Raw genomic sequence first — 13,994 nt, forward strand, 5'->3', positions numbered from 1 at the left:
TAAAAAAATGTTGGCACCGCTTTGTGCAAAAGCCCTATCGAAATTTATTGCATGTATCCTCCTGAAACCCTGACACTTGGCTGGCTGGCTTTTTTAGGGCTTTTGCTGGCTGGCACACCACAAACAATGCCAATTGAAACCCAACTAACTTTCGAAGCGAAAGGTCATACACTTAATCATATTCAGGTTTTTTCGCCCGACGATCGCTGGATTGTCTATGATACCCGCAACGACGATACGGGTTTAGGTAAAAACAGTTCCATTGAGTTGTTCGATGTTAGCAAGGGCAAAACCTACCTGCTTTACCATACCACTAACCAGACTGACTACGGCCCAGGGGCTGGCGCGGTTACCTTTTCGCCCACGGAGCCTAAGGTATTGTTCCTACATGGGTTGCGAAATGCCGATGCCCGCAACCCATATGCCCTAACCCGGCGAACGGGTGTGCTGGTAGCAGTCAGCGAGCCCCAAAAGCCCCATTTTCTGGATGCCCGATGCCCTACTCCCCCTTTTGTTCCGGGTGCTTTACGCGGAGGAACCCATGCGCATCAGTGGAGTTCAGACGGGCAGCGAATCAGTTTTACGTATAATGATGAAGTCATAGAGCGGCTTTCTCAAACCAACACAACCGTAAAAGACCTTCGAACAGTGGGGGTTTTAAGCCCGATTCACTCCGTAAAGGTTCACGACCCAAACGATGCCGACTGTTTCGATGGAGAGTGGTTTGCTACCGTTATCGCCCAGGTAACCGAGCACCCAACGGTAGGTAGCGACGAAATTGAGAAAGCTTTTGATGAAACCTGGATTGGTCATAACGGATACCAGAAAGCGGATGGTAGCAGACAAAATCGAGCCATAGCGTTTCAGGGTAATATTCGCAATCAGGAAAACCAACCCATTACGGAAGTATTCGTCGCTGATTTACCCGAAAACCTGACTCAGGCGAAACCGGGCCTACCCCTGGAAGGCACCGCAACGACCCGCCCCAATCCACCCGCGGGCATTACGCAACGTCGGATAACCTTCACCAGACATGGAATTGAAGGCCCCCGGCACTGGCTACGTAGCCTGCCCGACGGATCTCTCATTGGTTTCCTGGCAAGAGATGCTTCTGGACTGATCCAGCTTTTTGGGGTTTCGCCCAATGGTGGCCCAATTCAGCAACTAACCTACCAACCGTTCTCGATCCAAACTCCATTCAACTTCAGCCCCGATGGGAAACAGGTTGCCTATACGGCCGATAATAGCATTTTCGTGAGCAATTTGGCGACAAAGCACTTCCGCCGTCTTACCCCCCGCTCAACGGCTGAGCAGCGGCCCATAAATGCCGTAGTGTGGTCGAACAAAGGAGACAAAATTGTTTACAATCGCTATGTATCAACTGCTGCCGGACGATATGTGCAGTTATTTCAGGTCACGGGCTTTTAATCATGTCAACCAAAGAAGCTAATAGGCACTACCGGACTAGGCCATAGGCAGTTTACAGAGCCAGTCGGAACTGTATTTTTCCAGTATTGTTATTGCTTACAATAAGCCTTTTCCTGTAAAATAACCCTGCTATATTGCCGGTATGCCTAAACGTATTCTGTATTGGTTCCGTAACGACCTGCGCCTACACGATAATGATGGATTTTTCCGAGCGATGGAAGCGGGCGATGAAGTACTTCCTGTTTTTGTCTTTGAACCCCGCTGGTTTGACGGGCTCCCAACCCTCGATTTTCGCAAAACCGGAATCTATCGGGCTAAATTTCTGCTCGAATCCGTTGCCGATTTACGCCATTCGTTACGGGCGAGAGGTGCAGATCTGATTATTCGCGTTGGGCATTCGGCCAAACTACTGGCCCAGCTGGCCGAAGATAGTGAAGCCGAAGCCATTTATGCCAGCAAAGAGGTTACGCAGGAAGAAACCAATACGGAGTCTGATTTAAGCAAACGGCTGAAGCCGATCAATATTGACCTGGAACTCTTCTGGAACTCAACCCTGTATTATCCCCGCGATTTGCCTTTCTGGGTTTCGCGTCTGCCGAATAGTTTCAGCCAATTTCGCACCGAAGTAGAAGCCAAAAGCAGCGTTCGCCCACCCATACCGACGCCCGATCATGTTCCTTTCGGGGGCGGTATCGATGCGGGCGAATTACCCACACTCGAAACTCTTGGCTTTACCAGCGAACAGATTCAGGCTGCCAGCCAGCCCGACCCAAGAGCCACCATCCGCTTGGAAGGTGGCGAAACGGCTGGTCTGAAACGGCTTCAGCGTTACATCTGGGAAAAAGAACTGATTAAAACATACAAAGACACCCGAAACGGCTTAATTGGCGAAGATTATTCATCTAAACTCTCGGCCTGGCTATCAATGGGTTGTTTATCGCCCCGACTCATCTATCAGGAAATAAAACGGTTTGAAGCCGAGCGGGTCCAGAATGAGTCGACCTATTGGCTGATTTTCGAGCTGCTCTGGCGTGACTTTTTCCGGTTTGTGGCCTTACGCTACGGAACAAGAATTTTTAAACCAAGCGGCATTCGCCTGAACCTGAACAAAATTTGGCTCAATGATCTCGATCTATTCAAAAAATGGACTCAGGGCCAGACCGGTATTCCGTTCATCGATGCCAACATGCGCGAGCTAAACGCAACCGGTTTTATGTCGAATCGGGGACGACAAAATGTCAGTAGCTTTCTGATTAACGACCTGGGTCTTAACTGGACCTGGGGAGCCTCATACTTCGAAAGCTTACTGATCGACTACGATCCCTGCACAAACTGGGGCAACTGGAACTACCAGGCAGGGGTCGGCAACGATCCCCGCGAACATCGGTATTTTAATATTTATGGTCAGGGTATTCGCTACGACCAACAGGGAGCGTATGTAAAGCACTGGCTACCCGAGTTGGCAAACGTTCCTGCCGAATTTATTCATTCTGTTTATACTCTCTCGCCCGACGATCAGGCCCGATCGGGCGTTTTATTGGGCGAAACGTATCCTTTACCAATCATCAATCCAAACAAGTGGACGGTAGAGGAAAAAAACCGTTAGCCTAGTTTTAAGTTTACAATTCGATAAACTTTGTTGAACTTTAGCGCCAGTAACACTTTCCCATCTTAACAGACATGTCAAGAACATTAATTATTGTAGTGGTTATTGCCCTTATTTTGGGCATGTATGGGTGTAGCTCTTACAACGGTCTTGTTCAGAGCGATACGAACGTACAGGAAAAATGGGCACAGGTGCAAACGCAATATCAGCGTCGGGCCGACCTGATTCCAAACCTGGTTCGAACGGTTCAGGGAGCCGCCAATTTTGAGAAGAGTACATTAACGGCTGTTATTCAGGCAAGGGCTAGTGCTACCGGTATTAACCTGAATGCCGATCAGCTCACCCCCGAAAATATCAAGAAATTCCAGGCGGCTCAGGATCAGCTCAGTGGCTCGCTATCGCGGCTGCTGGCAGTTGCCGAAAATTACCCAAACCTGAAAGCCAATCAGAATTTTTCGGAACTACAGGCACAACTGGAAGGTACGGAAAACCGGATCTCCGTTGCCCGGAATGATTTTAATGGAGCCGTAAAGGTTTACAATCAGTCGGTACGGTCATTTCCAAACAACATCTTTGCCGGTATCTTTGGCTTTCCGGTAAAAGGATTCTTTGAGGCTTCACAAGCGGCCCAAAGTGCCCCAACGGTTCAGTTTTAATTAGCAGGGGTATGGTGTGTGGAGCGTATCGTTTCACACACCATACCCCTGGTTTCCTGCCCTCTCTTATGAAAACGAACCCATTCACACCCGACGAGCAACAGCGCATTGTGAATGCTATTCGGCAGGCCGAAACCACAACATCCGGCGAAATCCGGGTGCATGTTGAACCGCATTGTTCTACTCCAGACCCTGTGCAACGGGCTATTGATGTATTTGCGCAATTGGGCATGCATCAGACCAAACAGCAGAATGGAGTGTTGTTTTACCTGGCCCATGTCGACCGGAAATTCGCGATTGTAGGCGACAAGGGAATCGACGCTAAAGTGTCCGGCAATTTCTGGGAAAGCACTAAAAATTTGCTTCGTAGCTATTTTTCAGCCGGACAATATGCTGAAGGACTAATACGAGGTATTGGGCAGGCGGGTGTACAGTTGCAACAGTATTTCCCCTACGATAGAGCAACCGACACCAACGAACTTGCCGACGATATTTCGTTTGACTGACACTTCCGTGAACGTACTTACTTTTTCATCCCGCATTGTCCGAACCTACGGTCTGGCGATACTTCTTTTTTTCCTAACACTACCCAACGTATTGCTGGCACAGGACTCGGCAACCGACTCCCCTTCCAGTACGGCTATTCCCGACCGGCCAAATCCACCCCGTTTGGTAAACGATTTTGTTGGTATTCTGAGCGGTAGCGAACGCGATCAGTTAGAGCAGAAACTTCGCACCTACAACGACTCGACCTCTACCCAGATTACTATCGTTATCGTTAAAACAACCGAACCCTATCCAATTGGCGATTTTGCATTTCAGGTTGGGCGTAAGTGGGGTGTAGGGCAGAAGGGTAAAAACAATGGTCTGGTGCTGGCCTGGGCAACTCAAACCCGCAAAATTTTTATTGCAACCGGTTACGGCCTGGAGGGCGCTATTCCCGATGCCATTGCCAAGCGCATTATAAGCAACACGATTGTACCAGCCTTCAAACAGGAGCAATGGTACCGTGGCCTGGATGAAGCTACTACCGAAATTATTCAGCGAGCCAGTGGTGAATACAAAGCCGACCCGCGCCAACAATCCGACGATGGTGGCTGGGGCGAAATTTTCATCTGGATTTTTATTGTCTTCATTATCCTGTTCATCCTATCTCGCCGAAATAATGGCGGGGGAAGCAATCGGAATCGTGGTGGAGGATTCTTCCCTCCGGTCTTCTTCCCAACTTCAGGCTCTGGCTGGGGTAGTTCGGGTGGGGGCTGGAGTAGTGGCGGAGGTAGTGGTGGTGGTTTCGGAGGTTTTGGCGGGGGTAGTTTCGGCGGGGGTGGTGCCGGTGGCGATTACTAAGCAGTTGGCCATTCATTTTTTGACCCTCATTTGGCCGCGATTGTATTGCGGCCAAATGAGGGTCTTGTCTATAACGATAGGATAACTTTTTGCCTTAACAACGCTGGCACTTGCAATACAATCGCGAATGGTTAGGGAGTAGATGCAGGAAGCTAGTTGTTACTGAAATCAGTTATTTTTTCTGACATGCGGTGCCGCCAGATAGGTAGCTCCAACTAAAGCTGCCAGCAGTAGAATACCCGTAATCTCAAATGGAATCAGGTATTCAGTCATCAATTGTTTTCCAATAGTACCTATGCTACTCTGCCAGCCAACCGAACCCGAACCGTTCAGTAAGGAGAAATTGGCACGCGCCAATAAGGTGTAGAGCGCGATAAACAAACTACCCGCTACCAAAACAGCTACCAGCCACGCATAGGAACCCGATCGATTCAGGGCTGGTATCGTATTCGGTGTCTGACTATTGATATCGGTTCCTGTGTTTTTTTTATGCGTAAGCATAACCCCAAAAATTACCAGCACCAGCACTCCACCCACATAAATCATAATTTGGGCGATTGCCAGAAAATCGGCACTGGCCAATACAAAAAGACCGGCAACCCCCAGCAAAGTAAGGAGCAGAAAAAAGGCCGCATACAGTACATTCCGGGTCAGTAAAATAGCAAGGGCAGCGCCTATCGCCAATGCTGCAAACCCATAAAAAGCGATCTGAATCACAGGTTACTTACTCTGAAATTACTCCGTTGGATTTTTATTATCAGTGTCTGATTTAGGCGGTGCGGCCTTAGGCTTCATGGTTGGTCGAAACGCGGGCTTAGGCTTGGGTGTATCAGCAGCCGGCTCTTCCTGTGCCCGAACAGCCGTATCCTGCGCAGGGTTAATTTCCTGTGTTTTAGCAGGAGTTGTAGCAACGTTCGGCTTCATGGTTGGCCGGAAACCAACTGTAGACTTAGGTGCTTCTGCAGGTGGATCTATTGGCACATCTGGTGTCTGCGAGCTTTCTTTTTCCGACTTTTCCGCTACTGATTCCGAAGCCGACGCTGCTTTCGGCTTCATGGTTGGTCGGAACGCTGGTTTGGCTTTCGGGGCTGGTTCAGAAACGGCCTGAGCAGGCGGCTCAGCAGCCGGTGGTTTAGCCGGTTTCATGGTTGGCCGAAAGGTAGGCTTAGGCTCTGTTACATCCTGTGCTTTAGGCTCTTCCACTTGTTCCGACCTTACGGCCTCTCCGGTTGTTTTGGGAGGCTTCATGGTTGGTCGGAAAGGCGCCGGTTTGGGTTTTAGTACCTCAACAGTGGGTAGTCCTTCATCAGTAGTTGTGCTCTCCGGCTTCTGCTCTGGCAATTCCTTGCGAGCTTCAACTGGCGATTCGGGTACAGGAACGGCAGGTTTCTTTGTTGGCCGAAAAACAGGACGTTTGGTTGTTTCCAGTCCACCTTGAGCAATTTGCTCCATTTCGGTTGGCGACGCATCGGTCAATGGATGCTCAATCGAAGAATCTTCTGAATTTTCGGGTGGTGCCGATGGAACTGTCGGTTTTGCTGTTGGCCGAAATACGGGTTTGGGGTTTGCGGCTGGTGCCGAAGCCGCCTGATTTGCAGCTTTAGCAGCCACCTGTGCCGCTTTTTGTTCTTCTTTCTCCCGAAGAAACTGCTCATATAAAGCACGTTTCTCGTCGGCTTGCTCGGGCGTCAGATTCGAAAATTCGTAGGTTAGCTTTCCTAGTTCGAACTCACTATAGTCGAACTTCTTATCCATCGTCAGGCACTCGGTTGGGCATACGGCCGTACAAAGACCGCAGTAGCAACACTTGGCCATGTCGATGTCAAATTTAGCGGCATATAACCGAATTGGCGACCCATCCGAGGCCCGTCCGACCTCTTCCGTTGCTTTAATGGCATCAATTGTAATGCAATCGACCGGGCATATTTTAGCGCACTTATCACAAACAATACAATCATCTATTTCATTACGAAGCCGATAACGGCCATTGTCGGGAATAGGTAGTTGTTCGTGCGGATACTGAAGCGTTACCAGCCCGTTTTGCTGCTCAAAATAATTGGCGCTGGCAATGCCTTCGGGCGTTCGGCGGTGGGTTGCGTTTCGTATGTGACGAAACGTTAGCGTTAACCCCTTCAGCGTTGTCCGGATACCGGACTGTATATCGTCGAAATAAGACATTTTAAAGAGCGAAAGAGTGCGATCGTAAAAGAGCGAAAGAATAGAAAACAGTACTCTTTCACGCTCGCCCTATAAAGGAGGGAACCGGTCTGGCTCGCACTCACTCATGATTTCGTAAACCCCATCGATAATATCATCAACATTGGGTTTTGAAAAATAATCACCATCCGACCCATATGGTGGGCGATGCGCTTTGGCCGAAATAGTTTTAGGCGCCGAATCCAGATAGCGATAGGCCTTCTGACCTTCCACAACCTGTTCCAGCATATAAGCTGACGCGCCACCGGGCACATCTTCATCGGTAAAAATAACGCGATTCGTTTTTTGGATCGACTTAACAATGGACTGATGCACATCGAATGGCAACAGCGATTGCACGTCGATCACCTCAATGCTGATTCCCATTTCGACCAACTCAACAGCAGCCTCCATCACAATTCGGCACATCGAACCGTAGGTTACAACAGTAACATCCGTACCAGCCCGTAACTTATCAGGTACGCCAAGCGGTACGCAGAACTCATCCAGATTATCGGGCAATCGTTCTTTGAGCCGATAGCCGTTGAGGCATTCGATCAATAAGGCCGGATCGTCGCTTTTGATAAGGGTGTTATAGAAACCCGCGGCCTGCGTCATATTACGCGGTACGAGAATGTGTAAACCCCGTAAGCTACCAAGCATGGCGCTCATGGGCGATCCCGAATGCCAGATCCCTTCCAGCCGGTGGCCACGTGTCCGAATGATCAGGGGAGCTTTCTGACCACCTTTTGTCCGGTATAACAACGTTGCTAAATCGTCGGTCAGTGTAGCCAGCGCATAGTAGATATAATCGAAATACTGAATCTCAACAATGGGTCGCAGACCACGCATGGCCAGGCCAATTCCCTGACCAATGATGGTGGTTTCGCGAATGCCTGTATCGGTGATTCGCAACTCACCATATTTTTCCTGTAAGCCAGCAAATCCCTGATTTACATCGCCAATTTTACCAACATCTTCACCCAGCGCCACCACGCGGGCATCACGCGCAAACAGGCTGTCGAAATAGCGTTGCATCAGCATGTATCCATCTACCAGTTGCAAATCGTCTGCATAATGCGCCGGAATACCTTTCACCAGCATGGGTGACTCGGGCGAATGGCTGTATAGATACGAATGATAGCGGTCTGCATTTTCAGTATCGACTTGCGCAAGCCAGTCCTTTAATGGCCGACGCAGACTTTCGGAATCATTTCGGAGCAGGCGCAATACGTGCCGAACAGCCGAAACAGAATCACGTCGTAGTGGATTTACGGTTCGGCGTAACTCTTCCCGAATAGCCATCAACTGAGCCGACTTAGGATGATGGCGTGCTGCCCGTTGAATCAAATCGGCAGCAGCCTCCACATCAGCTTTCATCGACTGTTCGAATGCTGACCAGGCCGACGATCGTGCTTTTTTAGCAATTTGCAGCGCTTCGGCTTCGATCGTATCCAGTTCATCGTCGGTGGCGTAGCCATTTTCCAGAATCCAGTTTCGAAACATCCGATTGCAATCGTGGGCAGCCTCCCAGCCAAGTCGTTCTTTCGATTTATAACGCTCATGGGAGCCAGAAGACGAATGCCCCTGTGGCTGAGTAAGTTCCTGAACATGCACCAGCACGGGTACCTGTTCTTCCCGACAAATGCGGGCAGCCTGCTGGTAAGTTTCCAGCAAGGCGACATAATCCCAGCCTTTTACGGTTATGATTTCGATTCCTTTTTCATCATGACTTTCGCGTTGCAGGCCAGCCAGTGCCTTCGAAATGCTTCCTTTCGTTGTCTGGTATTCGACTGGCACCGAAATACCATAGCCATCGTCCCAGACCGACATTAGCAAGGGAACCTGAAGCACACCAGCGGCATTCATTGTTTCCCAGAACATTCCCTGCGAAGTAGACGCGTCGCCGATGGTAGCAAAAACGATTTCGTTTCCGTTTCGGGAAAAATTAGTCAGGTATTGAAGGTTTTCGTTGTTTCGAAAAAGTTTTGAGGCATAGGCCAGCCCCAGCGATCGAGGAACTTGCCCGGCGGTTGGCGCAATATCACAAACCGAATTGAACATTTCGGTCTGGTTTTGCCAAAGTCCCTGTTCATTAAGCCAGCGGGTTGCAAAATGGCCATTCATATTTCTACCCGCCGTATTCGGGTCGGCTGCCAGATCGGCATGGGCATACAACTGGGCAAAAAATTCATTCCATCGAAGCTCTCCCAAAGCAGCTACGAACGTTTGGTCGCGGTAATAGCCTGAGCGAAAATCGCCCCGCTGGAATGCACTAGCCGCAGCAATCTGGACGAGTTCCTTACCATCACCGAAGATTCCGAATTTGGCCCGCCCACCCATAACATCCCGACGTCCTAACAAACTTACCTGTCGGCTTTCGCAAGCCAGCTGATAGTCAGCCAGGATTTTTTCGCGGGTTAAAATATCTGTTGAGCGGAGTTGTTCGTTTGCTATCACAGCAGAGCTACGGGTTGAAAGAGTTTCACATTTGGTTTCGTTGGTGAAGATGATTAACGTCGGGTTTCCCCATCGTCAAGCAAAAGTAAATTTAATGCAAAACAACCCAGCTTTCAAAAAAACGATTTTTTCTGTTTCTTTGTTAGGAGATCAATAGCCAACCACAATTTGGCAGACTCTTTGCACTGGTATTGATTTATTAGGTATCTAATTAAAACAACCAAACCATAATTCCGTTTAGTCCAATGAAAAAGTTTTTTTCACTTTTCGTAGCTTTATTTGTGTTCGTCGCAGTTGGCTACGCCCAGAAGGGAGTCATGAAGTTTGCTCAGGAAACGCATGATTTCGGTAAAGTTGAACAAGGCAAGCCGGTAACGTATGTTTTTGAGTTTAAAAATATGGGTACCGACCCTATTGTGATCAACGATGCTACGGCGTCTTGTGGTTGCACCAAGCCAAGCTGGACGCGCGAACCAGTAATGCCGGGCAAAACAGGAACTGTATCGGCAACCTATAATGCGGCTGCCGCCGGACCATTCAACAAATCAGTTACCGTAACGTCGAATGCCGAATCGGGTTCGGTTGTTCTGTACCTGAAGGGTGAAGTTGTTACGCAGAAAGAAGCACAAACAGCAGTTGCTCCAGGAGGAACTGATAAAAGCAAAGACAAGAAAAAATCACGTTAACACGCTGAAGGGTTAATAGTGTGGTCAAGAAAGGCATCAGGTAGTTTACCGGATGCTTTTTTTTTGCCCATATACTTTATCCTACCCAGTAACCTACTGGCCCCGCCTGCTCCCTTCCCTGTAAATTCCCTTCTCCAGCAATGGGCAAATGCGTATTTTCACCCTGACAATCAAGCCCATTCGCTATGCCTCCCCCCTACCGAAAACGACAAATGAACGCGCGGTTCAATGCGTTGATCTGACCTGATTTAACTCCTGTGTCGGTCTCCTATTCTTCAACTTAACCTACCTGTATATCCCATGTTTTTCATGATTCTAGGCGTATTCGCGCTCATTGCCGGGTTCGCCATCAATACACCTGCGCTGACTTTTTCGCGCTTTGCCCGGCCACTAAAAGTTGGCGGTATTATTCTAATCGTTCTTGGTATGCTCATGTCTAGTATTCGACAAATTGACGCTGGGCAAGTAGGCGTTATTTCGCTATTTGGAAATGTCAGCGACCGAACGCTGAATTCTGGCCTAAACTTTGTTAATCCGGTAGCAAACGTTACAGAGTTTGACATTAAAACCCAGAATTATACGATGGCAGCCACGAGCGATGAAGGCCAGAAACAGGGCGATGATGCTATTCGGGTTCTCACTGCCGATGGCCTGGAGGTAGTTATCGACCTGACGGTATTGTACCGGGTAGTTCCTGATGATGCACCCAGAATTTATCGCGAAATAGGTACTGACTACATGGACAAAATTGTTCGGCCCATTACCCGTACCCGTATCCGCGACAACGCCGTTTATTACGATGCCGTTGCGCTTTATTCGACCCGGCGCGATGAATTCCAGGGGCGAATTTACAAAACGATCGAAGCCGATTTTCGTAAGCGTGGATTAATGCTGGAACAACTACTCATTCGAAATATTGATTTGCCAGCATCCGTAAAGAAAACAATCGAATCAAAAATAAATGCCGAACAGGACGCCCAGAAAATGCAGTTTGTTCTTCAGAAAGAACGTCAGGAAGCCGAACGGAAACGGGTTGAAGCACAAGGGATTGCCGATTACCAGAAAATTCTGTCTACGGGCCTAAGTGACAAGCAATTGCAGTATGAGCAAATTAAGGCCCAGCGAGAACTGGCGGCATCGCCCAACGCTAAAATTGTGATTATGGGGAGCCGGGGAAATGTACCTCTGATTCTCAATGATAAGTAAAACGACCGGAATAATCGAACTAGCCACAGTCTTATTCTTTATCTACTATGGCTAGTTCGGTTCTGGCTATAATGTTCTTTTAGTTTTGCCTGGGCATCGTAAGCGCCATAAGCCATGCTTTACAGACCTCGGGCCAGGTAGCTAGTGAGCCAAATTTTGCAGTCCGAAGTCCATATCCATGTCCCCCTTTCGGATATAAGTGCATCTCAACCGGAACTCCGTTTTTCAGACAGGCCAGATAATAATTTATACTATTCTCAACGGGAACCGCCTTATCATCCTCAGAATGTACTAAAAACGTTGGTGGCGTCTTATCTGATACCTGCAATTCGTTGGAAAAATAGGCAATCATATCGGGTGATGTATTCAGTTTCCCCAGCAATTTATCGCGAGATCCCGTATGTGCCTTTTCGCCGAAGGTAATGACCGGGTACATCAGAATGGAAAAATTAGGCTTAGCCTGTTCGCTGGCGGCAGTCCCCCGATGATAATGGGTTGAAAGCGTCGATGCCAGATGCCCACCAGCCGAAAAGCCCATTACACCAAGCTTATTGGGGTCGATATTATACTTAGCCGCATTCTGCCGGATTAACTTCATACCCTGCATGGCATCTAAAAGCGGAACCTCCTGCTGATTGGTCATGAGTTTTGGATCGGGCAAGCGATATTTCAGTACAAAAGCGGTAACGCCTATTTCATTGAACCATTTGGCAATATCGACGCCCTCATGTCCCGATGCCAGAATCGAATAGCCTCCGCCGGGGCAAATCATTACGGCCACCCCATTGGCCTTATCTTTGGGAGGCAAATAGGCCGTGAGCGTTGGCACTGAAACATTGCTGATACGCATAATGCCATCGCTCCCCGGATCTGATTTCTCATCAATTTGTACACCAGCAATAGCATTGGGGATAGCGCCATCCGGCCATACGTTCAGCACTTCCTGCGAACGAGCAACCTGGGTAAGAAGCATAGTAAAACCAATCGTAAGAAATAAGGCACGCATAGAATAAAGAGGATTAGCGGGACATTTCATGAATACAAAAAAGCCGACCAGTAGGTCGGCTCTACTCATATTTCAACTTCGGTATCGCCAGATACATCGTCGGCTTTCGGACCTCCATGCAATACCTCTATAAGTTCTTTAACCCGATAAACCGTTTTATTATAGCGATTTCCCAGCATAATGATTACGTATTCATCTTTCGGACTGAACCAGAACATGGTATTATACCCTTTCCACCAACCCGAGTGATAAATATATTCGGGTTGCTTATCATCATCCAGCATCATCCGGAAACCATACCCGTAGTTTTTCGCTCCTTTTCGTTCAAAACTTCGTGGAACAAAAGCTTCCTGTAGGGTCTTTTTCTGTAAAACACAATTGCCACTAAGCGCCCGATACCATCGAAACAGATCATCGACCGTCGAATAAATGCCTTTGTCGCCCACAACATCATCGTAATAATCTTTCGGAATCCGGCGATTCCATTGATAGCCCGCTGTTTTATGGTGATTAAAGGCTTCGTTCTTAGTGGTAGCAACAAACGTTTGATGCATGCCTAGTGGCTCAAAGATCGCTGAATGGATATAGGATTCGTAGCTTCTACCCGTAACTTTTTCAATGATCGACGCCAGCACCATATAGTTTGTGTTGCTATAGCTGAACCCCCTTCCCGGAATGTTATAAGCTCTTGGCGTAGGTTTTACCGTTGCAAACCAGTGCATAATAGTTGCATTGGTTGGATAGGGCTTTTCTTTTTTATAAAAATTCACCTTCATACTGTCATCGAAAGCATACTGATAGTTGGGCAAACCGCTTCGGTGACACAACAACTCACGAATCGTGATTCCGTGATAAGGGAAATCCGGATAAAATTTCTGAATAGTATCCTCAAAAGTAAGCTTTCCCAGCTCTATTAATTTCAGTGTTCCAACCGCCGTAAATGTTTTGGAAAGCGACGCCAGTTGAAATTTCGAATCCTCGACCAGCGTATCGCGTTCACCCCGTTCAAAGTGGCCCAATCCGAAACAATGCTTATAAAGCACAATACCTTTTTGTGCAATCAGCACATTTCCGTTGAGCCCTTCCCGAACTTTCTGGTGAATAATTTGCTCAATTTGCTGCGTCTTCTCATCGGCATTGATCTGCTGCCGAACCGCTTGCGTCTGTTCAGGACTCAGAGCTTGTTCATCGGCACAATTCCGCAACGCATTGGCCGATTTATTTAGCTGTTTATCTGTGCTTTGCCCGCACGATATAACGATGTAAACCCAAGCAATTGCACTTATCCAACTTCTCACTTTTTTCATCCACACTAGCCTTGCACTCCTGTCGTACTCAAAAAAATCTATTTCTACAAAAATAGAGATTCGCTTTCTACGGTGTGTATCTGTTTTTATAAAAAC

The 13,994-nt window shown here is 48.2% G+C and carries 12 protein-coding genes; 7 read left to right on the forward strand and 5 right to left on the reverse strand.

The window, feature by feature from the left end; translation table 11 throughout:
- Positions 1-51: 51 nt before the first annotated feature.
- The 5 genes from WBJ53_RS29870 to WBJ53_RS29890 all read left to right on the forward strand — a co-directional run bounded on the left by WBJ53_RS29870 (position 52) and on the right by WBJ53_RS29890 (position 5,037).
- A complete protein-coding gene (locus WBJ53_RS29870) occupies positions 52-1,428 on the forward strand; it encodes a DUF3748 domain-containing protein (RefSeq protein WP_338873177.1) in 1,377 nt (458 codons plus the stop codon).
- Positions 1,429-1,570: 142 nt separating this feature from the next.
- Positions 1,571-3,034: a DASH family cryptochrome gene (locus WBJ53_RS29875; protein WP_338873179.1), complete on the forward strand. Its 1,464-nt coding sequence runs from the start codon at positions 1,571-1,573 to the stop codon at positions 3,032-3,034.
- A 74-nt stretch (positions 3,035-3,108) separates the two neighbouring features.
- Positions 3,109-3,690: a LemA family protein gene (locus WBJ53_RS29880; RefSeq protein WP_338873181.1), complete on the forward strand. Its 582-nt coding sequence runs from the start codon at positions 3,109-3,111 to the stop codon at positions 3,688-3,690.
- Positions 3,691-3,758: 68 nt separating this feature from the next.
- On the forward strand, positions 3,759-4,196 hold the full coding sequence (locus WBJ53_RS29885) for a TPM domain-containing protein (protein ID WP_338873183.1): 438 nt from the start codon (positions 3,759-3,761) through the stop codon (positions 4,194-4,196).
- A gap of 7 nt (positions 4,197-4,203) precedes the next feature.
- Positions 4,204-5,037, forward strand: a complete 834-nt coding sequence (locus WBJ53_RS29890; protein WP_338873185.1) for a TPM domain-containing protein — start codon at positions 4,204-4,206, stop codon at positions 5,035-5,037.
- Between the two features lie 168 nt (positions 5,038-5,205).
- Here WBJ53_RS29890 and WBJ53_RS29895 read toward each other — a convergent pair whose 3' ends face one another.
- From WBJ53_RS29895 to WBJ53_RS29905, 3 genes are all read right to left on the reverse strand, one after another.
- Positions 5,206-5,754, reverse strand: coding sequence for an NADH-quinone oxidoreductase subunit J (locus tag WBJ53_RS29895; protein WP_338873187.1), 549 nt, complete (start codon positions 5,752-5,754; stop codon positions 5,206-5,208).
- Between the two features lie 18 nt (positions 5,755-5,772).
- Positions 5,773-7,215 (reverse strand): 4Fe-4S dicluster domain-containing protein, encoded by a 1,443-nt coding sequence (locus tag WBJ53_RS29900; RefSeq protein WP_338873189.1) that lies wholly within the window; start codon positions 7,213-7,215, stop codon positions 5,773-5,775.
- A 69-nt stretch (positions 7,216-7,284) separates the two neighbouring features.
- Entirely contained in the window at positions 7,285-9,693 is a 2,409-nt protein-coding gene (locus WBJ53_RS29905) for a thiamine pyrophosphate-dependent enzyme (protein WP_338873191.1), read from the reverse strand.
- Positions 9,694-9,938: 245 nt separating this feature from the next.
- Between WBJ53_RS29905 and WBJ53_RS29910 the strand changes: the two genes are divergently transcribed.
- Both WBJ53_RS29910 and WBJ53_RS29915 read left to right on the forward strand, forming a co-directional pair.
- Entirely contained in the window at positions 9,939-10,379 is a 441-nt protein-coding gene (locus WBJ53_RS29910) for a DUF1573 domain-containing protein (RefSeq protein WP_338873193.1), read from the forward strand.
- Positions 10,380-10,679: 300 nt separating this feature from the next.
- Positions 10,680-11,585, forward strand: coding sequence for a prohibitin family protein (locus WBJ53_RS29915; protein ID WP_338873195.1), 906 nt, complete (start codon positions 10,680-10,682; stop codon positions 11,583-11,585).
- A 79-nt stretch (positions 11,586-11,664) separates the two neighbouring features.
- Here WBJ53_RS29915 and WBJ53_RS29920 read toward each other — a convergent pair whose 3' ends face one another.
- Both WBJ53_RS29920 and WBJ53_RS29925 read right to left on the reverse strand, forming a co-directional pair.
- A complete protein-coding gene (locus WBJ53_RS29920; RefSeq protein WP_338873197.1) occupies positions 11,665-12,591 on the reverse strand; it encodes an alpha/beta hydrolase in 927 nt (308 codons plus the stop codon).
- 65 nt (positions 12,592-12,656) lie between these two features.
- The gene (locus WBJ53_RS29925; protein WP_338873199.1) at positions 12,657-13,898 is read right to left on the reverse strand and encodes a serine hydrolase domain-containing protein; all 1,242 of its coding nucleotides are present in this window, start codon (positions 13,896-13,898) and stop codon (positions 12,657-12,659) included.
- Between the last annotated feature and the right edge of the window lie 96 nt (positions 13,899-13,994).

The organism is Spirosoma sp. SC4-14 (assembly GCF_037201965.1).
GTDB lineage: Bacteria > Bacteroidota > Bacteroidia > Cytophagales > Spirosomataceae > Spirosoma.

Excerpts from the sequence above, each read along its gene's own strand:
- WBJ53_RS29870 (WP_338873177.1), top strand. The coding sequence starts at position 52 with ATGTATCCTCCTGAAACCCTGACACTTGGCTGGCTGGCTTTTTTAGGG.
- WBJ53_RS29875 (WP_338873179.1), top strand. The coding sequence starts at position 1,571 with ATGCCTAAACGTATTCTGTATTGGTTCCGTAACGACCTGCGCCTACAC.
- WBJ53_RS29880 (WP_338873181.1), top strand. The coding sequence starts at position 3,109 with ATGTCAAGAACATTAATTATTGTAGTGGTTATTGCCCTTATTTTGGGC.
- WBJ53_RS29885 (WP_338873183.1), top strand. The coding sequence starts at position 3,759 with ATGAAAACGAACCCATTCACACCCGACGAGCAACAGCGCATTGTGAAT.
- WBJ53_RS29900 (WP_338873189.1), bottom strand. The coding sequence starts at position 7,215 with ATGTCTTATTTCGACGATATACAGTCCGGTATCCGGACAACGCTGAAG.
- WBJ53_RS29910 (WP_338873193.1), top strand. The coding sequence starts at position 9,939 with ATGAAAAAGTTTTTTTCACTTTTCGTAGCTTTATTTGTGTTCGTCGCA.
- WBJ53_RS29915 (WP_338873195.1), top strand. The coding sequence starts at position 10,680 with ATGTTTTTCATGATTCTAGGCGTATTCGCGCTCATTGCCGGGTTCGCC.
- WBJ53_RS29920 (WP_338873197.1), bottom strand. The coding sequence starts at position 12,591 with ATGCGTGCCTTATTTCTTACGATTGGTTTTACTATGCTTCTTACCCAG.
- WBJ53_RS29925 (WP_338873199.1), bottom strand. The coding sequence starts at position 13,898 with ATGAAAAAAGTGAGAAGTTGGATAAGTGCAATTGCTTGGGTTTACATC.